This is a genomic window from Mesorhizobium hawassense, assembly GCF_003289945.1.
Taxonomy (GTDB): Bacteria; Pseudomonadota; Alphaproteobacteria; order Rhizobiales; family Rhizobiaceae; genus Mesorhizobium; species Mesorhizobium hawassense.
Genome location: NZ_QMBP01000003.1, coordinates 287,128 through 305,744, shown reverse-complemented (window position 1 = coordinate 305,744; position 18,617 = coordinate 287,128). Strand labels below are relative to the sequence as shown.

The 18,617-nt window shown below is 64.3% G+C and carries 18 protein-coding genes; 6 read left to right on the top strand and 12 right to left on the bottom strand.

The window, feature by feature from the left end; all coding sequences use genetic code 11:
- Positions 1-22 precede the first annotated feature (22 nt).
- Positions 23-511: a DNA starvation/stationary phase protection protein Dps gene (dps, locus tag DPM33_RS08755; RefSeq protein WP_112097008.1), complete on the bottom strand. Its 489-nt coding sequence runs from the start codon at positions 509-511 to the stop codon at positions 23-25.
- A 230-nt stretch (positions 512-741) separates the two neighbouring features.
- Between dps and DPM33_RS08750 the strand changes: the two genes are divergently transcribed.
- Positions 742-1,590, top strand: a complete 849-nt coding sequence (locus DPM33_RS08750) for a PhzF family phenazine biosynthesis protein (RefSeq protein ID WP_112097007.1) — start codon at positions 742-744, stop codon at positions 1,588-1,590.
- Here the strand turns inward: DPM33_RS08750 and DPM33_RS08745 are convergent.
- From DPM33_RS08745 to DPM33_RS08735, 3 genes are all read right to left on the bottom strand, one after another.
- On the bottom strand, positions 1,587-2,837 hold the full coding sequence (locus tag DPM33_RS08745; protein WP_112097006.1) for an LLM class flavin-dependent oxidoreductase: 1,251 nt from the start codon (positions 2,835-2,837) through the stop codon (positions 1,587-1,589). The two genes, DPM33_RS08750 and DPM33_RS08745, sit on opposite strands and share 4 nt — an antisense overlap.
- Positions 2,834-3,805 (bottom strand): LLM class flavin-dependent oxidoreductase, encoded by a 972-nt coding sequence (locus tag DPM33_RS08740; RefSeq protein WP_112097005.1) that lies wholly within the window; start codon positions 3,803-3,805, stop codon positions 2,834-2,836. Before DPM33_RS08740 ends, DPM33_RS08745 begins: the two co-directional genes overlap by 4 nt.
- Positions 3,806-3,912: 107 nt before the next feature.
- The gene (locus tag DPM33_RS08735; protein ID WP_112097004.1) at positions 3,913-4,833 is read right to left on the bottom strand and encodes a LysR family transcriptional regulator; all 921 of its coding nucleotides are present in this window, start codon (positions 4,831-4,833) and stop codon (positions 3,913-3,915) included.
- A 362-nt stretch (positions 4,834-5,195) separates the two neighbouring features.
- On the opposite strand from DPM33_RS08735, the gene DPM33_RS08730 reads away from it, so the two are divergent.
- The 4 genes from DPM33_RS08730 (at position 5,196) to DPM33_RS08715 (ending at position 9,573) form a co-directional block, all read left to right on the top strand.
- Positions 5,196-6,422: a urate hydroxylase PuuD gene (locus DPM33_RS08730; protein ID WP_112097003.1), complete on the top strand. Its 1,227-nt coding sequence runs from the start codon at positions 5,196-5,198 to the stop codon at positions 6,420-6,422.
- A 2-nt stretch (positions 6,423-6,424) separates the two neighbouring features.
- Positions 6,425-7,738, top strand: coding sequence for a guanine deaminase (gene guaD, locus DPM33_RS08725; RefSeq protein WP_112097002.1), 1,314 nt, complete (start codon positions 6,425-6,427; stop codon positions 7,736-7,738).
- Positions 7,739-7,813: 75 nt separating this feature from the next.
- The gene (locus tag DPM33_RS08720) at positions 7,814-8,317 is read left to right on the top strand and encodes a heme-degrading domain-containing protein (RefSeq protein WP_112097001.1); all 504 of its coding nucleotides are present in this window, start codon (positions 7,814-7,816) and stop codon (positions 8,315-8,317) included.
- Positions 8,314-9,573, top strand: a complete 1,260-nt coding sequence (locus DPM33_RS08715; RefSeq protein ID WP_112097000.1) for a glycerate kinase type-2 family protein — start codon at positions 8,314-8,316, stop codon at positions 9,571-9,573. The genes DPM33_RS08720 and DPM33_RS08715 overlap by 4 nt, the downstream gene beginning before the upstream one ends.
- A 34-nt stretch (positions 9,574-9,607) precedes the next feature.
- On the opposite strand, the gene DPM33_RS08710 is transcribed toward DPM33_RS08715, so the two are convergent.
- The 6 genes from DPM33_RS08710 to DPM33_RS08690 form a co-directional block, all read right to left on the bottom strand.
- The gene (locus DPM33_RS08710) at positions 9,608-10,261 is read right to left on the bottom strand and encodes an IS630 family transposase (protein ID WP_245442055.1); all 654 of its coding nucleotides are present in this window, start codon (positions 10,259-10,261) and stop codon (positions 9,608-9,610) included.
- On the bottom strand, positions 10,176-10,562 hold the full coding sequence (locus DPM33_RS36880) for a transposase (protein ID WP_245442054.1): 387 nt from the start codon (positions 10,560-10,562) through the stop codon (positions 10,176-10,178). The genes DPM33_RS08710 and DPM33_RS36880 overlap by 86 nt, the downstream gene beginning before the upstream one ends.
- 310 nt (positions 10,563-10,872) lie before the next feature.
- Positions 10,873-12,342 carry a UdgX family uracil-DNA binding protein gene (locus DPM33_RS08705; RefSeq protein ID WP_112096999.1) on the bottom strand — a complete coding sequence of 490 codons (1,470 nt, stop codon included), beginning with the start codon at positions 12,340-12,342 and terminating at the stop codon, positions 10,873-10,875.
- Positions 12,343-12,344: 2 nt separating this feature from the next.
- Entirely contained in the window at positions 12,345-13,580 is a 1,236-nt protein-coding gene (locus DPM33_RS08700) for a putative DNA modification/repair radical SAM protein (RefSeq protein ID WP_112096998.1), read from the bottom strand.
- A gap of 100 nt (positions 13,581-13,680) precedes the next feature.
- Positions 13,681-15,087 carry a glutamine synthetase family protein gene (locus DPM33_RS08695; RefSeq protein ID WP_112096997.1) on the bottom strand — a complete coding sequence of 469 codons (1,407 nt, stop codon included), beginning with the start codon at positions 15,085-15,087 and terminating at the stop codon, positions 13,681-13,683.
- Positions 15,088-15,098: 11 nt separating this feature from the next.
- The gene (locus DPM33_RS08690; protein WP_112096996.1) at positions 15,099-16,478 is read right to left on the bottom strand and encodes an aspartate aminotransferase family protein; all 1,380 of its coding nucleotides are present in this window, start codon (positions 16,476-16,478) and stop codon (positions 15,099-15,101) included.
- Positions 16,479-16,620: 142 nt separating this feature from the next.
- On the opposite strand from DPM33_RS08690, the gene DPM33_RS08685 reads away from it, so the two are divergent.
- Positions 16,621-17,067, top strand: a complete 447-nt coding sequence (locus tag DPM33_RS08685) for a hypothetical protein (RefSeq protein ID WP_112096995.1) — start codon at positions 16,621-16,623, stop codon at positions 17,065-17,067.
- A gap of 136 nt (positions 17,068-17,203) precedes the next feature.
- On the opposite strand, the gene DPM33_RS08680 is transcribed toward DPM33_RS08685, so the two are convergent.
- The gene (locus tag DPM33_RS08680) at positions 17,204-18,178 is read right to left on the bottom strand and encodes a WD40 repeat domain-containing protein (protein WP_112096994.1); all 975 of its coding nucleotides are present in this window, start codon (positions 18,176-18,178) and stop codon (positions 17,204-17,206) included.
- A complete protein-coding gene (imm45, locus tag DPM33_RS08675) occupies positions 18,178-18,615 on the bottom strand; it encodes an Imm45 family immunity protein (protein WP_112096993.1) in 438 nt (145 codons plus the stop codon). The genes DPM33_RS08680 and imm45 overlap by 1 nt, the downstream gene beginning before the upstream one ends.
- Between the last annotated feature and the right edge of the window lie 2 nt (positions 18,616-18,617).

The following is an 18,617-nucleotide window of genomic DNA, read 5'->3' as shown; positions in this document are numbered from 1 at the left end:
CCATCTCGGGAAGCTGGCTTGGCTATTCTTTTTCCTGCGTGTGCGCTTCGAGGAACCACAGCAATTTGTCGAGCGAGCGCGAATAGGCGGTGAAGATGTCGGCGGTGTCGCGGTCGCCGGCCTCGTCCGCCTCGTCGATCGCCTCGCGGGTCAGCTTGGCCGCCGCGGCATAGCGGTCGATCAGCGCCGCCAGATGATCCTTTGTTTTGTGGATGTCGGTCGGATAGGGCTTCAACTTCGTCGTCCTCGCCACGTCCTGCGAGGTGCCGTGCGCGGTGCCACCAAGCTGGGCGGCGCGCTCGGCGATGATGTCGACATGGCCGTCGATCTCCTCGCGGAATTCGTCGAGCATCTCGTGGATGGCGATGAACTGCGGTCCCTTGACGTTCCAATGCGCCTGCTTGGTGATCAGCGCCAGGTCGATGGCGTCGGCAAGCCGGGCGTTGAGCAGGTCGATCGATTCCTTTTTGGCATCGGATTTGAGGTCGTTCTTGGTGACGATGGCGTCCATGGTCGGCTCCTGTCGCGCTGGGTCGATTGCTGAGGATTGGTATCGAGGCGGCCGGCGCGGCCGTCGGTTTGCAAAACGGCGATGGCCGGGTTTCGTTCCGCCGAGGACACCTATCCGAAGGTATGACTCCCGCTCACAGCTCCTCGTCGTTTTCTTCGTTTCTCAAACGTGGCCGAACCGTGTTTTTCTGCGCGCCTGACGAACAAGAGCGATGAACACGAGGCGACGATATGGACGTATTGCGCATAGCGGCATTTTCGGATGGGAACACCGGCGGCAATCCCGCCGGCGTGGTGATCGGCGAGGCGCTGCCCGATACCGCGGACATGCAGCGCGTCGCGGCCGAAGTCGGTTTTTCCGAAACCGCCTTTGCGGCGCCCGCCGGCGATGGCTGGCGCGTGCGCTATTTTTCGCCGGAGTCGGAGGTGCCGTTTTGCGGCCACGCCACCATCGCGCTGGGCGCGGCGCTGGTCAGAAAGTTCGGCGACGGTATTTTCAGGCTCACCCTCAACCAGGCCGACATCACCGTCGAAGGGTTTCGCGCCGGCGCCAATTTCGCCGCCGCGTTGCAGTCGCCGCCGACGCGCAGCCGGCCGGCTTCATCGGAACTTGCCGGCGAGGCCTTGGCGCTGTTCGGCTATCAGCCGGGCGATCTCGACCCGGCCATTCCGCCGGCGCTGATCCATGGCGGCGCCGATCACTTGGTGCTGGCGCTCAAGTCACGCGAAGCATTGGCCGCCATGGCCTATGACTTGAAACAGGGTCAGGCCTTCATGCGGCGCGAAGGCCTGGTCACTATCCTGCTCGCCTGTGCCGAGGCGCCGCGCCGCTTCCACACGCGCAATCCCTTCGCCTCCGGCGGCGTCTATGAGGACCCGGCGACGGGTGCCGCGACCGCTGCCTTTGCCGGCTATCTGCGTGATCTCGGCTGGCCGCATGGCGGCGCGATCGACATCGTCCAGGGCGAGGACATGGGCATGCGCTCACGCCTCCATGCCGATATTCCGTCGGCGCCGGGCAGCTCGATCAGGGTGTCCGGGACGGCCCGCCTGATGGATTCGCGGGCCGAAGCGGCTTAAACCGATCGTTTAAGGCCGAGATGCTCGCGCAACGTGCGGCCTTCATAGTCCTTGCGGAACAGGCCGCGCCGCTGCAGTTCCGGCACCACCATCGTGGCGAAGGCGTCGAGCTCGCCAGGAAACCAGGACGGCATGACATTGAAGCCGTCGGCTGCGCCGCCTTCGAAACGCGCCTGCAATTCGTCGGCAATTTGCGCAGCCGTACCGACGACCCGCCAATGGCCGCGAGCGCCGGCAAAATAGCGCGCCAGCTCGCGGATCGACAGGCCGTCGCGGCGCGCCTGCTCGATGACCAGCGCTTGCCGGCTTTTCATGCCTTCGCTCTCCGGCAGTTCGGGCAGCGGCCCGTCAATCTGATAGCGCCCAAGATCGGAAATGCTGAGGTAGCTGGAAAGCAGCGCCACGCCGACATCGTCGGGAATCAGCTCCTGCAGCGCGTCATATTTGGCCTGCGCCTCGGCTTTCGTTGCCGCCACGATCGGCGCCACGCCGGGCATGATCTTCACGTCGTCCGGCTGGCGTCCGTAGGCGGCGAGCCGAGCCTTGAGGTCGTCGTAGAAGGCCTTGGCCTCCTCGAAAGTCTGCGCCGCCGAGAACACGACATCGGCGGTGCGCGCGGCAAGATCCTTGCCGTCGTCGGAGGCGCCGGCCTGCACCATCACCGGCGCGCCTTGCGGCGAGGGCGGTATGTCGAGCGGATCACGAACCGAAAAGCTCTCCCCGTCATGGCCGGCGGCGCGCCTGTTCCACAGGCCGGTGATCACGGTGGCGAATTCGCGCGCCCGCGCATAACGGTCGGCATGTGGCCTGAGACCCGTCGCGCCGAAATTCGCCGCTTCGATGGGGCTGGCCGAAGTGACGAGGTTCCACCCTGCGCGCCCGCCGCTCAGATTGTCGAGCGACGCGAAGGTCCGCGCCAGCCCGTAGGGCTCGTTGTAGCTGGTCGAAGCGGTCGATACGAGGCCGATGCGCTCGGTCCGCGCGGCCAGTGCCGAAAGCAGGCTGATCGGCTCGAAGCCGATCGAACGCGAGGTCTGGCTGGCGATGTTGACATTGGCCTCGCGCAGGCCGGCGGCGTCCTCGCAGAACACCATGTCGAACTTCCCCGCTTCGGCGGTCCGCGCCAGCGCGATGTAATGGTCGATGTCGATGCCAGCCGTCACATGTGCGTCCGGATGGCGCCAGGCGGCGATGTGGTGGCCGGTCGCCCACAGGAACAGGCCTAGCTTCATCTGGCGCGCGCTCATCGTTCGCCTCCCGTGCCGAGCCCAAGATTGCCACGCAGCGTCGCGCCGGTACGGGCAGGGCGGGCGAGGTCGCGGCGGCGAAGGTTCGGCAGGATGCGATCGGCGAAGTCGTCGAGCGCCGAAAGATCGGCCGGCAAGGTAAAGTTGAGGCCGTCGCAGGGTTCCGTTTCGAACCAGTCATCCAGCCTGTCGGCCGTGAGTTGAGGTCCAGGAAGGATAGTAGCCAATACCCTGAGCGCTTTCGGCTCGCGTCCGGCGGCGATCGCGCGCGGTTTCAAGTCGTCGCAAGCGGCCTTCACGTTCGCCGGTGAACCATCGCCGAGCAGGATGACGTCGGCGAAGCGGGCCGCGAAATCGAACTCCGCTTCCACAAGGCCGGACATGACCAGCACCGGCGTGTCCTGTGGCGAGCGGGCGATGTTCAGTGGCCCGCGCACCGAGAAGAACTCGCCCTTATGGTCGAGCATATGCATCTTGCCGGGATCGTGGAACCGGCCGCCCGCCTTGTCGAACAGCAAGGCGTCCGCGTCCCAGCCGCGCCACAGCCCCTGGACAATGCCGATATATTCTTGCGCTCGACGGCGAAAATCTGCGTCGGAGAAACCTTCCGGGCGGCTGAAATTCACTGCCTCGCGCGGATTCTGCCGCATCGTCGCGTTCCAGCCGACCCGGCCATGGCTGATGATGTCCAGCGAAGCAAAACGGCGCGCCAGATTGTAGGGCTGGTGCATGAGCGTCGAGGCGCTGGCGACGAGGCCGATCTTTTCGGTCACCGTCGCCAGCGCGGCGATGAGCGTGGTCGCTTCGAACGGGCTGGTGGACGGCTTGCCGCTTGGCCATGAGTCGGAGATGGCGACCATGTCGACAGCGGCCGCTTCGACCTTACGCACGAAGCCGGCGATCTCTGCCAATGTCAGGCCAGCCCGCCCCGTGACGGAAGCAATGTCGAGCGAGACGGCGAGATGCATGTGGTGCCCAATCGGCTGCCGGCGATGTCGCTACCAACCTAGGCTGGCTCTCGCGCAAGACAACCGGCCCGGATGGGCCACGAGCCTGCCACGTGCCGGCCAGCGACCTACTTGCCGGCCAGAATGTCCTTGATCAGCCGCTGGCAGCGCTCGGCCATGAAGTCGAGCAGCAACCGCACCTTCGGATCCTGCAGTTTCTTGTGCGGATAGACGGCCGCAAGCTGCACCGGCGTCGGCGGCGTCTTGGCCAGGATCACTTTCAGCCGCTGGTCGCGGATGAAAGGTTCGACCTCGAAACGCGGCTTGTTGATGATGCCGCGCCCCGACAGCGCCCAGCCGGTCAGCACATCGCCGTCGTCGGTGTCGTAGGGACCGTGCACTTCGAATTTCTGCACGCCGCTCGGCGTCTGCAGCGTCCAGACGAATTCGCGCGTGCCGGCGTAGCGCAGCATCAGGCAGTCATGTTTCTTGCCGACCAGTTCCTGTGGCTCCAGCGGCTCGCCGCGTGTTTCCAGATATTTCGGCGCCGCCACCAGCACGCGTTCGCATTCCATGACGCCGCGCATGCGCAGGCTGGAATCCTCGATGATGCCGAGCCGGAAGGCGACGTCGATGCCTTCCTTCATGATGTCGACATTGTGGTCGGAGAGCCTCAGCCGCACCTCGATATCGGGATATTTGTCGTGGAAGTCGGGGATGCCGGAGGCGATCAGCCGTCGGCCGAGGCCGAGCGGTGCCATAACTCGGATCGTGCCGCGCGGCTGGCCCGAAAGCGCCGCCACCGCAGCCTCCGCCTCGGTGATCGCATCCAGCACCTGCTTGGCGCCGGTATAGAACACCGTGCCGTGCTCCGTCGGCATCAACTGCCTTGTCGTGCGGTTGAAGAGCCGCACGCCAAGATGCTTCTCCAGTTCCTTGATGCGGTTCGAGGCAACCGCCGGTGACAGGCGCATATCGCGTCCCGCGGCCGACAGATTGCCGAGCTCCACGACGCGCACGAAGACGGCGATGTTGTCGAGATAGGCCATGGCGGGTCACGTGGCTCTCAAACGGCTGCGTCCAGATGCGTCGATATTCAGGTGATGCCAGCCTGCAAACGCCGGGTTCCTGCGCTTCCGGTGCTCACGTACCTGAAGTACGTTCCGCTCCGGCCTTCGCCGGCCGAAGCCCTCATAAGCGTCTCCGCCCTATGAAGGCTACGGCCGGCGTAGGCCGGTTCTCGAAACCCGTCATTTTCGGCTCGGCCTGACCTGAATCTCAGCACATCTTGAGCAAGCGTACTATTTTCCATTTTTTTTTGAAAGTCATCGCGTACCTCGCCTCTTTTCGTCTGCGCGGCAGACCGTAAAGTCGCTCTCATCGGCAGGGGCGATCTCCCAGGGGCGACACAATGATGGATTTCGCGATTTTCTGGGACTGGCTGAGCTTCGCCGTCCGCTGGCTGCATGTCATTACCGGCATCGCCTGGATCGGCTCGTCCTTCTATTTCGTCGCGCTCGATCTCGGCCTGCGCCAGCGTCCCGGCCTGCCGGCCGGCGCCTTCGGTGAGGAATGGCAGGTGCATGGCGGCGGCTTCTACCACATCCAGAAATACCTCGTGGCGCCGGCCGAAATGCCGGAGCATCTCACCTGGTTCAAATGGGAATCCTACGCCACCTGGATGTCGGGCTTCGCCATGCTCTGCCTCGTCTATTATGGTGGCGCCAACCTGTTCCTCATCGACCCGAATGTGCTCAACGTCTCGGTGCCGGTCGGCATCCTGCTGTCGTTGGCAACGATCGGCGTCGGCTGGATCGTCTATGATCTGCTCTGCCGCTCGCCGCTCGGCAATAGCGACACCGGGCTGATGCTGGTGCTCTACGGCGTATTGGTGTTCATCGCCTGGGGACTGACGCATCTGTTCACCGGCCGCGCCGCCTTCCTACATCTCGGCGCCATCACCGCCACGATCATGTCGGCCAACGTCTTCATGGTCATCATCCCCAACCAGAAGATCGTCGTCGCCGACCTGATCGCCGGCCGCAAGCCGGACCCGAAATACGGCAAGATCGCCAAGCAGCGCTCGCTGCACAACAACTACCTGACCTTGCCGGTCCTGTTCCTGATGCTGTCGAACCACTATCCGCTGGCCTTCGGCACCGAGTTCAACTGGGTCATCGCCTCGCTGGTCTTCATCATCGGCGTCTTGATCCGGCACTATTTCAACACGGTGCATGCCAGGAAGGGCAACCCGCACTGGACGTGGCTGGGCGCGGCGGTGCTGTTCATGATCATCATCTGGCTGTCGACAGTGCCGAAGGTGCTGACCGGCGAGCCGAAGGCTTCCGCCGCGTCGGCCGCCGCCCAGGTCTACATCGCCTCGGCGCATTTCCCGGCGGTGCGCGACACCGTGCTTGGCCGCTGCTCCATGTGCCATACGGAAGAGCCGGCGTATGAAGGCATCTACCATGCGCCGAAGGGCGTGCTGCTCGACACCGATGAGCGCATCGCCGAGCATGCCCGCGAGATTTACATCCAGGCCGGCCGGGCGCATGCCATGCCGCCCGCCAACGTCACCCAGATCACCGACCAGGAACGCGCCCTGCTGGTCGCCTGGTTCGAAGGGGCCGGAAAGTAAGCATGACCTCAAACCTTCTGCGCGGCCGCACGCTGTCCTTCCTGCGTTGGCCTGACACGGTCGATGACCATTCCGCCTGGCGTTACGAGGAGGATGGCGGGCTGCTGATCGACAACGGCAAGATCATTGCCGCCGGTTCCTATGCGGACGTCCTGAAGAAGGCCGGTGCCGGTGTCGAGACGATCGACCATCGCCCGCACCTCATCCTGCCGGGTTTCCTCGACGCCCACGTCCATGTGCCGCAGATGCAGATCATCGCCTCCTACGGCGCCGAACTGCTCGATTGGCTGAACAAATACACGTTTCCCGAAGAGTCGAAATTCCAGAACGCGCAGCACGGGCGCCGCATCGCCAGGCTGTTCCTCGACGAGATGCTGCGCCAGGGCACGACGACGGTCGCTGCCTATTGCTCGGTGCACAAGGCTTCGGCTGAAGCCTTCTTTGCCGAGTCGCATGAGCGCAACATGCTCAACATCGCCGGCAAGGTGATGATGGACCGCAACGCGCCGGAAGGCGTGCTCGACACGCCGCGGACCGGTTATGACGATACCAAGGCGCTGATCACCGAATGGCACGGCAAGGGCCGCCAGCTCTATGCCGTCACACCGCGTTTCGCCATCACGTCCACGCCCGAGCAGATGGAGATGGCCGGCGCGCTCTGCCGCGAATATCCCGATCTCCACATGCAGACGCATCTGTCGGAAAACCACGCCGAGATCGCCTTCACCCAGGAGCTCTATCCCTGGTCGCGCGATTATACCGACGTCTATGAGCGTTACGGCCTGCTCGGCCAAAAGAGCCTGTTCGGCCACTGCATCCATCTTTCCGAGCGTGAGGCGGACGCGCTGTCGCGGTCGGGCTCGGTGGCGGTGTTCTGCCCGACCTCGAACCTTTTCCTCGGCTCGGGCCTGTTCGACTACCAGCGCTTCCGCCGCCGCGAGAAGCCGCTCAGGATCGCGGCCGCCACCGACGTCGGCGGCGGCACCAATTATTCGATGCTGCGCACCATGGACGAAGGCTACAAGGTGATCGCGCTGAACGGCGAGAAGCTCAACCCGTTCCAATCCTTCTGGCAACTGACGCGCGGCAATGCCGAGGCGCTGTCGGTGGCAGACAAGGTCGGCACGCTGGATGAAGGCACCGACGCCGACATCGTCGTGCTCGACGCCCATGCCACGCCGGCAATGCGGCTGAGGATGGAGACGGTGGAGACGCTGGCGGAAGAGCTTTTCCTGCTGCAGACGCTGGGCGACGACCGCGCCGTGCGCGAGGTCTATGTGGCGGGCCGGCCGGCGAAGAGCGCGATTGTCGCATAGATAAAGGGCGCTCTTCGCTTGACCCCGCGTCAGCCATCGGCCAAAGCGTGCGTCGACATTTGACAGGGGAACGCTATGCCTGCCGCCGACGACATCGCTCTGATCAAGACACAGGAAGCGACGCTGGTCTTTTCGGCCTTCGACGAGGCCGTGGCCTTCGAGATTGGCTCGGCGATCCGGGATCGGGCGCTGAAGGAAAACCTGCCGATTATCGTCGACATCAGGCTGTGGGACCGGCCGCTGTTTTACGCGGCGATGCCGGGCTCGAATGCCTCCAATCCCGATTGGGCACGGCGCAAGATCAATGTCGTGAAGCGCTATCTCAGAAGCACTTATCGTCTTGTGCTGGAGCAGCAGCGGCCGGACCGCACCTTCAAGGTAGGCGAAGGGTTGGATATCGCCGACTATGTGCTGGCCGGCGGCGGCTTTCCGGTCACCGTCAAGGGCGCCGGCGTGATCGGCGTCATCGCTGTCTCGGGCCTGCCCGAGCGCGAGGACCATGGCGTCGTGGTCGATGCGCTCTGCGCGTATCTGAACATCGATGCCAACGGGCTCGTGCTGCCGCCGGAAGAAAAATGACCGATCCTAAATCGTTCCTCATTTCGATCTTCAACGCCGCCGTCGCCGCTGCCGATCCGGAAAAGACGATCCGCAATCATTTGCCGGCAAAGCCCAAGGGCCGCACCATCGTCATCGGCGCCGGCAAAGGCTCGGCGCAGATGGCGGCGGCCTTCGAGAAGGTCTGGGACGGACCGATCGATGGGTTGGTCGTCACTCGCTACGGCTATGGCGCCAGATGCGAGCGCATCGAGATCATCGAGGCGGCGCATCCGGTGCCGGATGCCGCCGGCCTCGAAGCCTCGCGCCGCTTGCTGGAGAAAGTACAGGGTCTGACAGCCGACGATCTGGTGGTGGCGCTGATTTCCGGTGGCGGCTCGGCGCTGCTGCCGTCGCCGGCGCCCGGTCTGACCTTGGCCGACGAGATCGCCGTCAACGAGGCGCTGCTTGCCTCCGGCGCGCCGATATCGGCGATGAACACCATCCGAAAGCATGTCTCTACCATCAAGGGTGGCCGCCTTGCCGCCGCGGCGCATCCGGCGCGCGTGGTGTCGCTGGTCGTCTCCGACATTCCCGGCGACAATCCGGCGCTGGTCGCCTCGGGACCGACCGTTCCTGACACCGGCAGCCGCGCCGACGCGCTGGCTTCGATCGCTGCCTATGGCATGAAGCTACCGGCTTCCGTCATGGCGCATATCAATTCGCCGGCGGCGGATGCGCCGCGTCCCGACGATCGTCGCTTCGCCGGCAATGAAGTGCATCTGACCGCCTCGGCCGGCGTCTCGCTTGAAGCCGCCGCTGCCGAGGCAAAAAGGCAAGGCATCGAGGCTGTCATCCTGTCGGACGCCATCGAAGGCGAGGCGCGCGAAGTCGGCGGCGTCCACGCCGCGATTGCCCGCGAAGTGGCGGCCCGCAACCGGCCCTTCAGCAAGCCGGTACTGATCCTCTCTGGCGGCGAGACGACGGTGACCTTGCGGGCAAAAGGTAAGGGCGGCCGCAACTCCGAATTCCTGCTCGCCTTCGCCATCGGCATCGATGGCGTGAACGGTATCCACGCGTTGGCCGCCGACACCGACGGCATCGACGGCTCGGAAAACAACGCCGGGGCTTTCGCCGATGGCTCGACCGTGGCGCGCATGCGTGCGGCCGGCATCGACGCCAAGGCGATGCTCGCCGGCAACAACGCCTGGACGGCGTTCACTGCGGTTGGAGATTTGTTCGTGCCTGGGCCGACGGGCACGAATGTGAATGATTTAAGGGCCATTCTGGTTCGTTAGACGACGGCGCCGTGTCGTCTAAAGCGTGTCGCGTTTAATTTGCCTCATATCCGGCAGCTTTGAAGAAGTTTCTGCACTGTGTGGGGTCAAACAGGTCACAGATGTCGGCGAGGGCGTCGCAGAGAGCCTTGAAGGTTCGAGCTGCCTTTTTGCGTAGCAAGGCTTTGAGTTTTGAGAAGGCCATCTCGATCGGGTTGAGGTCGGGGGAGTATGGCGGCAGGAACAGCAGCCACGCGCCGCGCCGGCGCACCAGTTCGGCCGCCCGCTCGCTTTTGTGGAAGCCGACATTGTCGAGGATGACGATGTCGCCGTGCTGAAGCTCGGGCGCCAGTTGCGTCTCGATCCAGGTCTCGAAGCGCCGGGCGTTCATCGGCGCGTCGACGATCCACGGCGCGACCATGCCGTGGCAGCGCAGACCGGCGATGAAGGTCTGCGTGTGCCATTTGCCGAAGGGAGCGTGCGTCCTGTAGCGCTTGCCCTTGGGCGACCAGCCGGTGCGCTTGGTCAGCCTGGTGTTGGTGGACGTCTCGTCGATGAAGATGAGGCGCGGCAAGGCCTTGGCGAAGAAGCGCTTGCGCCGCGCGGTCCACAGTTCGCGCGCCTTACGGATGTCGGGACGTTCCTGCTCGCTGGCCTGCAGCGTTTTTTTTATGGCTGAGCCCGAGACGGTGCAGCAGACGGCCGACATTGGAGCGGTGGACGACGACACCGCGGCCTTCCAGCTCGACGCACAGTTCGTCCAGCGTCAGTTCGCCGGCTTGCGCCATTCGCTCCCGCACAAAGCTGGCGTGCGGCGCAAGCTTGCCAAAGCCCGGCGCATGGCCCTGGCGGCGCGGCTCCAGCGAACCAGTCGCCCGCCGCAGCTTCATCAGTTCGTTCACGAACCGAGGCGAAACACGAAAATGCCGGGCCGCCTCCCGATGTCCATGACCCTCATCGACATACGCAGCAACACGCTCACGCAACGCCATCGCTAACGGCTTGCCCATCGCGGTTCTCCTTCGAACCGCAATGAATCATGCAACCACCTCAATGGGAATCCTGAATCACGTCAGACGCTTTAACGAGCGTCGGCGCTGCCCCTCATCCGCCCTTCGGGCACCTTCTCCCGTGAACGGGGAGAAGGCGAAGGCCGCGCTACGCCGGCGATTAGCGAAGCGCTGCGCGACAGCCCTTTCTCCCCGTCACTATACGGGGAGAAATGCCCGGCAGGGCAATGAGGGGCAGCGCAGATGGGTCGCCGCTTAGTCGGTATTGCATGAGTGATTGAAGAGAAGCGAAGCGACTGGAAGCGCGCTATCACGCAGCCATCAACTCCTTCACCTTCCGCATATCATCCAAAAACCGCTCCCGCTCGGCCTCCTTGTCCTCCGGCTCGCGGATACGCAGGATGAAAGACGGATGGATGGTGAGGAACACGCGCAACCCGTCCTCGCGTTCGACCACCTCGCCGCGCATCTTGGTGATCGGGACCGCCTTGCCGAGCAGTGACTGCGCGGCCGTTGCGCCGAGCGCCACCACGAGGTTCGGCTCGATGAGGTCGAGTTCCTTGTCCAGCCACCAGCGGCAGGCCTGGATTTCACCGGCATTCGGCTTCGAATGGATGCGCCTTTTTCCGCGCGGCTCGAATTTGAAATGCTTCACCGCATTGGTCACATAGACCTTGCGGCGGTCGATCGCGGCGTCGTCCAGGATAGCGTCGAACACCTTGCCCGCCGGGCCGACGAACGGCTTTCCGGCAAGGTCCTCTTGGTCACCGGGTTGCTCGCCGACGAAGATCACATCGGCACTCTCCGGTCCTTCGCCGAACACGGTCTGCGTGGCGTCGCGCCAGAGCGGGCAGCGATGGCAGCCTTTCGCCAATGCGCGCAGTTCCGGGATCGTCTCGGCGCCATCAGATTCATTCGCGTCGGCAGGCGCGGGCGTCGGCCAGTGCTTGGCCTGGACCTTGGCGTGGTGCGGTGCTGGCGTGCTGGGCATACGGGCGATCATGGCTGACGCGGCTTTGTCCGCTCCTGCTATCAGGTCTGGAATGAGCGAGGCCTCGGGAAGGTTCCGCCAATATTTCTTAGGCATCTCCTTCTGCATCGCCTTCACCTTGAGCCGCGCCGGGTTGAAGATGTTTTCGAAATAGGTCCGCCACAGGGTTTCGGCGTCGTCCTCGGCCGGCGCATCGCGCTTGCCGGCGCCGGGGCCGATCGCCAGACGTTCCCCATCCCAGTCGGCCGAAGCGTGCGGGGTGAGAATCGTCCAGCGCATGCCGGTGTAGCGGCGCGCGAAGAAATCGGCATTGCGCTCGACTATGAAATGCTCCGGCTCGAACCAGGCGACATAGCGATCGTCCTCACCCTCGCCGATCTTCCGGAAGCGCACGAAGGCGCGCATCTTGTGGATGTCGCGGCCGACCGCCTTTTCCATCGCCTCCAGCCGCCGGATATCCGGGTCGGAAGCGATCGAAAGCAGCTTCGGCTCGGAACGCAGTCGCCAAAGCAGTCGGTAGAGAAGGCCGAAGCGCTCGGGGTCGCAATGGCAGATGACGGTCTCGGCCCGCTCGACGAAGTCGCGCGGCACGACCAACCGCGCTTCAGGCTTGGCAGTCGGCAAATCATCGCCGCGAAAGTCATCCTCGAGCACGACCTGCCAAGCGATATCCTCCGGCGCGATGTCGTTCGTCGCCAGCCGGCGCGCCGCGTCGCGCCAGCCGGCAAAGTCGGTCTCGCTGTCGAGCCGGACGAGATGGGTGGCGAGGTCGAGCTGGATCCGTGCCATGGTCAGAACAGCGACAGCTGCTCGCAGGAGCCGGTGATCACTTGGCGCAAACCGGCCTTGTCGGTCAGCGCGCCCGGCGACCATCCCTCAGCGATGATGAAGGGCCGCAGCTTGGCGACCGAGTGGCAGATGCGGCCGACATCCTCGAGCCGCAGCCGGCGATAGCGACGCGTCTCGATGATCCGGTCGATGACCTTGGTGCCAAGGCCCGGAACGCGCAGCAGCGCTTCGCGCTCGGCGCGGTTGACGTCGACCGGGAACCGGCCACGATTGCGCAGCGCCCAGGCAAGCTTGGGGTCGATCGCAAGGTCCAGCATGCCGTCCGCGCTGCCGGCCAGGATCTCCGGCTGCGAGAAGCCGTAGAAGCGCATCAGCCAGTCCGCCTGGTAAAGCCGATGCTCGCGCATCAGCGGCGGCCTCTGCAGCGGCAGCGATGACGACGAATCCGGGATCGGGCTGAACGCGGAATAGTAAACGCGTCTGAGATGATAGCTGCCATAGAGCCGGGCGCTGGCGCGCAGGATGCCATCATCGGACATCCTGTCGGCGCCGACGATCATCTGCGTCGACTGGCCGCCCGGCGCGAAACGCTCTCGCTTGCGGCTCTGCAAGGTCGGCTCGGCCTTCTCCTCGATCTTGCGGCGCAGTTTCGCCATCGAAAGCCGGATCGTTTCCGGTTTCTTTTCCGGCGCCAGCTTCTTCACGCCCTCGTCGGTCGGCAGTTCGACATTGATCGACAGCCGGTCGGCGTAGAGACCGGCCATTTCGATCAATCCGGCCGAGGCTTCGGGGATTGTTTTGAGATGAATATAGCCGCCGAACTTTTCCTCGATCCTCAGCCGCCGCGCCACCTCGACCATCTCGCCCATCGTCTCGTCCGGCGAGCGGATGACACCTGACGATAGGAACAGCCCCTCGATGTAGTTGCGCCGATAGAAATCCATGGTGAGTTGCACCACGTCGTCGACGCTGAAGCGGGCGCGCCGCACATTCGAGGACGAGCGGTTGATGCAGTAGCTGCAGTCGTAGATGCAGAAATTGGTCAGCAGGATTTTCAAGAGCGAGATGCAGCGCCCGTCCGGAGCGTAGGAATGGCAGATGCCGGACCCCTCGGTCGAACCGATGCCGCCCGATTTCAGCGAGTCGCGCTTCGCCGAACCGGAAGAGGCGCAGGAAGCATCATATTTGGCGGCATCGGACAGGATCGCCAGTTTCTCGCGAAGGGATAGCGCAGTCATTTGTTCATGATATGTTCTCAATTGCGCGTTGGCTATAGCTTTTGATAGGGGCGCGGCAATTTGTGATCGCCGCGCGCTCTAATGTCATTTTGGGGAGAGCTCACACCTCATGCAGATAGAGGTGATAATCCAGCTCGCTGACGGTGCGCGCGACGCGCAGATATTCCGCCTGCTTGATTGCCACGAAGGTGCGATGCAGGTCGGCGCCGAGCGCCGATTTCAGGAAATCGGAGGTCCTGGCCGCCTCGATCGCGGCGCGCCAGTCGGCCGGCATCCTGGATTTCTCGGTTGCCTGCTCGTAGCCGTTGCCGGTTGTCTCAGGCCCCGGATCCAGCTTTTCGTCCAGGCCTTTGATGATGCCGGCCAGCACCGTCGCCGCCACCAGATAGGGATTGGCGTCGACGCCGGACGGCCGGTGCTCGATGCGACGGTTTTTGGCGTCGCCCGCCGGCACGCGCAACGCCACCGACCGGTTGTTGACGCCCCATGTCGGTGCCACCGGCGCGTAGGATTGCGAGACGAAACGGCGCCAGGAATTGGCGTGCGGCGCGAAGACCAGCATCGATTCCGCCATGGTTTGGATCAGGCCGCCTAGCGCGTTGAGCAGCTTCGGCGACCATTTTTCGCCGGCGGCCTCGGTGAAGACGTTGCGGCCGGCATCGTCCTGCAGCGAGACATGGAAATGCATGCCGGATCCGGCATAGGCCTCGATCGGTTTGGCCATGAAGCAGGCGGTGACGCCGTGCCGCCGCGCCTGCGCCCGCACCAGCCGCTTCAGCAAGACGAGGTCGTCGGCCGCCCGCATCACGTCCTTGCGGTAGTTCAGCGTCAGTTCGTACTGGCCGGGTGCGTATTCGGAGATCACGGTCTCGGCCGGAATGCCTTGCGCCCTGGCGGCGGCGTAGATGTCGGAAAACAGCGGCTCCATGCCGTGCAGGTGGTCGACCGAATAGACCTCGGTCTTCGCCGAACGTCGACCGTCGAGCACCGCGCGGGCAGGCTGCACCTTGCCGTCCGCGTCGCGTTCGTTCGACAACAGGAAGAACTCGAGTTCGAAGGCGCCGGCCGGATGCAGGCCGCGCGCCGCCAGCAGTTCCACCTGTCTTGCCAGCACCAGCCGCGGATCGGAAGTCATCGGCTGGCCGTCGAGATGATGCATGGACATCAGCACCTGGCCACGCGGCGGGTTGGTGCCGAAGAGCGGCACCAACGTGCCGGGGATCGGCCAGGCCCGCAGGTCGCCGTCGCCGGTGTCCCACACCAGTCCGGTCTCGTGCACATCCTCGCCGGTGATGTCGAGGCCGAGGATCGAGATCGGCAGATGCCGGCCGTTCTCGAAAATGCCCATCAACTCGTGCCGGCGAACGATCTTGCCGCGCCCGATGCCGTTGGCGTCGGTCAGCACGATGTCGAACGCCTCGATCTCGGGATGCGCGTCGAGAAAGGCCTTGGCCTCGGCGGGCGTCGAGCCGGAAGGGGACGTGGTAACGGCGTTCGGGTTGTCCATCGCCGCTTGTCTCATGCCGTAAGCCTGGCCGCAACCGCGGCGAAGGCGGCGACCAGCCGGCTCACTTGCGCGGAAGTCGTTGTCGGCGAAATCAGCATCATGTTGTGGAACGGCGCGATCAGCACGCCGCGATTGACCAGCGCGACATGGATGGCGGCTTCCAGTTCCGGCGCATGCGCCTTTTCCGCCTCGCCGCCATTCTTGAGCGGCCCGGGCGCGCAGATGAACTCGACGCGCGCTCCGACACGCGCGACATGCCAGGGTAGCTTGTTGCGCTGGATGACGGCGGAAAGCCCCGCATCGAGCCGTCGCGCCAGCCGGTCCATATGCGCGTAAGCCTCCTCCGTCATCACCTCTTCCAGCGTGGCGCGCATCGCCGCGAATTGCAGCGGGTTGGCCGACAGCGTCGTGCCCATGCCGGAATAGCCGGGCTCCTTGGTCCGGTTGTAGGCGCCGTAGCGGGTGGCGACCTCCTCGCTCATGCCCCAGATGCTCGCCGGCACGCCGCCCGCCACCGGCTTGCCGAGCACGAACAGGTCCGGCTCCAGCCCGTATTTGCGCGTGTAGCCGCCGGGACCGGTCGAAATCGTGTGCGTCTCGTCAATCAGAAGCAGCGTGCCGGCAGCGCGGGTCAGCCGCCGCAGCGCGTCGTGGAAGCCGGCTTCCGGCAGCACCATGCAGGAGTTGGTCAGCACCGGCTCAGTGATGACGCAGGCGACGTCGCGATCCGCAAGTGCGGCTTCGAGCGCGGCAATGTCGTTGAACTCGACGATCTTCGTCGCGCGCGTCAGGTCGCGGAATTCGCCCGCCAGTCCAGGGCGGTTCACCGGCTTGCCGTCGATCAGCCGCACCATCGTCTCGTCGACCGAGCCGTGGTAGCAGCCGTTGAAGACCAAGATCTTTTCGCGTCCCGTCACGGCGCGGGCGACGCGCAGCGCGAAGCGGTTGGCGTCGGTCGCGGTGGTGGCGATCTGCCAATAGGGCAGGCCGAAACGCCGCTGCAGCAGCGTTCCGATCTCCAGCGCATCCTCGCTGGGCAGCATATAGGTCAGGCCGCGCGCTGCCTGCCGGCGGATGGCGCGCGCGACAGCCGGCGGCGAATGGCCGAGCATCGAGCCGGTGTCGCCCAAACAGAAATCGTCGAGCCTGTTGCCGTCGACATCGGTGATGGTGGCGCCCTTGGCGCCGTCGACGAGGATCGGGAACGGCGTCGGCCAGTCGGTCATCCAATGCATCGGCACGCCGCCGAGGAAGCCGGCAATGCCGTTGCCCAATTTCGCTTCGGATTTCGGCCGAGCCTTGCGGAAGGCGGCCGCCTCCGCCTCGCGCAATTCGGCGATGCGGGCGATGTCGATGCCGCCGATGGAAGTCCGTGAATCCGATGCCTGCATGAAAACCCCTCTGTTGGCGCGGCACTCTGCCAACCGGTTGGCAAAACCGCAATTGGCCGCGCCGGGGGTGGGTGTTGGATCAGCGGTCTTGACCAAGCATTGCCGTAAGGGCCTCAATGGGGCAGGCATGGAGGAGGGGGAAATGCGGACTGTTCTTTGCGCTACTGCGCTGCTTGCTTCAGCGGATGCCGGTTTCGCTTCCGGCGCTCTCTGGTGCTCGGTCGATGACCCCAAGGTTGCCTTTCAGCTCGACGCCGGCGTGACCCGGGGTCTTGGCGGGCCGACCTTCAACTTCCGCGGCGACCTGGAGATCAAGGACCGTCCCGCCGCCGACAGCCTGCGCAAGACGGTGTTCGAGGACCAGAACCTGGCGCAATATTGGCTGGCCGGCGAGGATTTGCGGTTGCTCGTCTACCGCGAGCATGGAGCCAAGGACACTTACCGTTCGGTGGAACTGACGATCATGACCAAGGCCAAGGATGAAGGCACCTATGACGGACACTACACGCTGTCGGTCAATGACGGCACGGCCGGCATGAGCAGCGATCCCGTGCAATTCAAGGGCGATGTTTCCTGCGGCGCCGAATGATCAAACCGCAACCGTTGAGGCAGTAGGCAGTAGGCAGTAGGCAGTAGGCAGTAGGCAGTAGGCAGTAGGCAGTAGGCAGTAGGGCAGTAGGCAGTAGGCAGTAGGGTCTCTCTTTCTACTGCCTACTGCCTATTGCCTACGCAGTAATATCGATGACGCCGCAATCGCCGGCGGCGCTGCCGAAGACGACGCGGCGCTCCTCCTTGTCCCACATCATCGACGTGATGGCGCCCTTGCCCGGGCGGCGCAGCAGCACTTCCTTGGCGTCGGCGAAACGCGCCGCGATCACCATGCCGTCCTCATAGCCGACAGCCACGACATCCTGGCTCGGATGGCAGGCGACGCAGGTCACCATCGTGTTGCCGCGCGTGCCGAGCTCCAGCGGCGCCTTGCCCATCGGGCCGTCCTTAGCTGAGAAGGGCCAGACGATCGCCGCCGGCGCGCCGGAGCTTGCCAGCCATTTGCCCTTCACGCTCCACGACAGGCTCTTCACCTTGCCGGGGTAACCGCTCATGCGCATGTGCTTGCCGTCGGCGAGCTTCCAGCCATGCAGCGCGTTTTCCTGCATGGTGGTGACGAGGAAGGCCCCATCCGGCGAAAAAGTGATGCCGGTATGGGCGCCGGCCCATTCGAGCTCGACAGGCTTGCCCTCCGCCGCCGGAAAATGCAGCGTCGCCCCATTGTAGCGGGCGACACCGAAGCGCATGCCCTTGGGTGAGAAGGCGAGCCCCTCCACCGAGCGCGGATGCTTGAATTCCTTGATCTTGCCGTCGGCGAAACGCACGAAAGCGGTCTTGCCCGAGGCATAGGCGATTGTGCCTTGCGGCCCGGTGGTGACGCTAGTGACCCACTTCTTGCCGGCGCTGGCCAGTTCGCTCACCTCGCCGCCGGCCCTTACGGCAAACACCTTGCCGTCCTCGCCGCCGCTGATCAGCCGGTCGTTGGCCGCGTCATGGAAAGCGGCAAGCAGCCCGTCATTGGCCTGCACCGTCTTATGCCCATTGTCCAGGCGATGGATAGCGCCGTCGGCCACGGCGAAATGCGGCACGTCGTTTAGGAAGACGGCGGCGACGCAATGGCCTTCGAGATCAAGGGGGGCAACTGTGGGCATCAGATCTTTAATCGTGGCGCGGGTTTGGACCGTCTTTTGATCAATGTGCCTTCGAGGGGAAGGGCAATCAGTGTGCCTTCGAGGGGAAGGGCAATCAGTTTCTCGTTTTCGTCGGTGTGATAGCTATACACAAACCATTTGTCCCAGTTTTTGAGGAGCCAGCTGGTCTCCAGGGACAGTTTGCCGCTTCCCTGGCTCTCTTTGGGAAAATACAGGAATGGCAGGCCAGCTTTGTAGCCCTTGAGCTTTAGCAACCCCAGTACGTCGTCATACCCCCACGTCTCGAAGAGCATGAACTCGGCCGGCGGCGAACCGGGGCCTAGCGACGGATCGTGGACGAACCGGATGACGTCGCCGCGCCAGAGGCTTTGATCTGGAATCTCCGCCAGCACCCGACGGGTCGTCTTCCAGGTGCTTCGAGCCCAGGTTTGCGCCATGT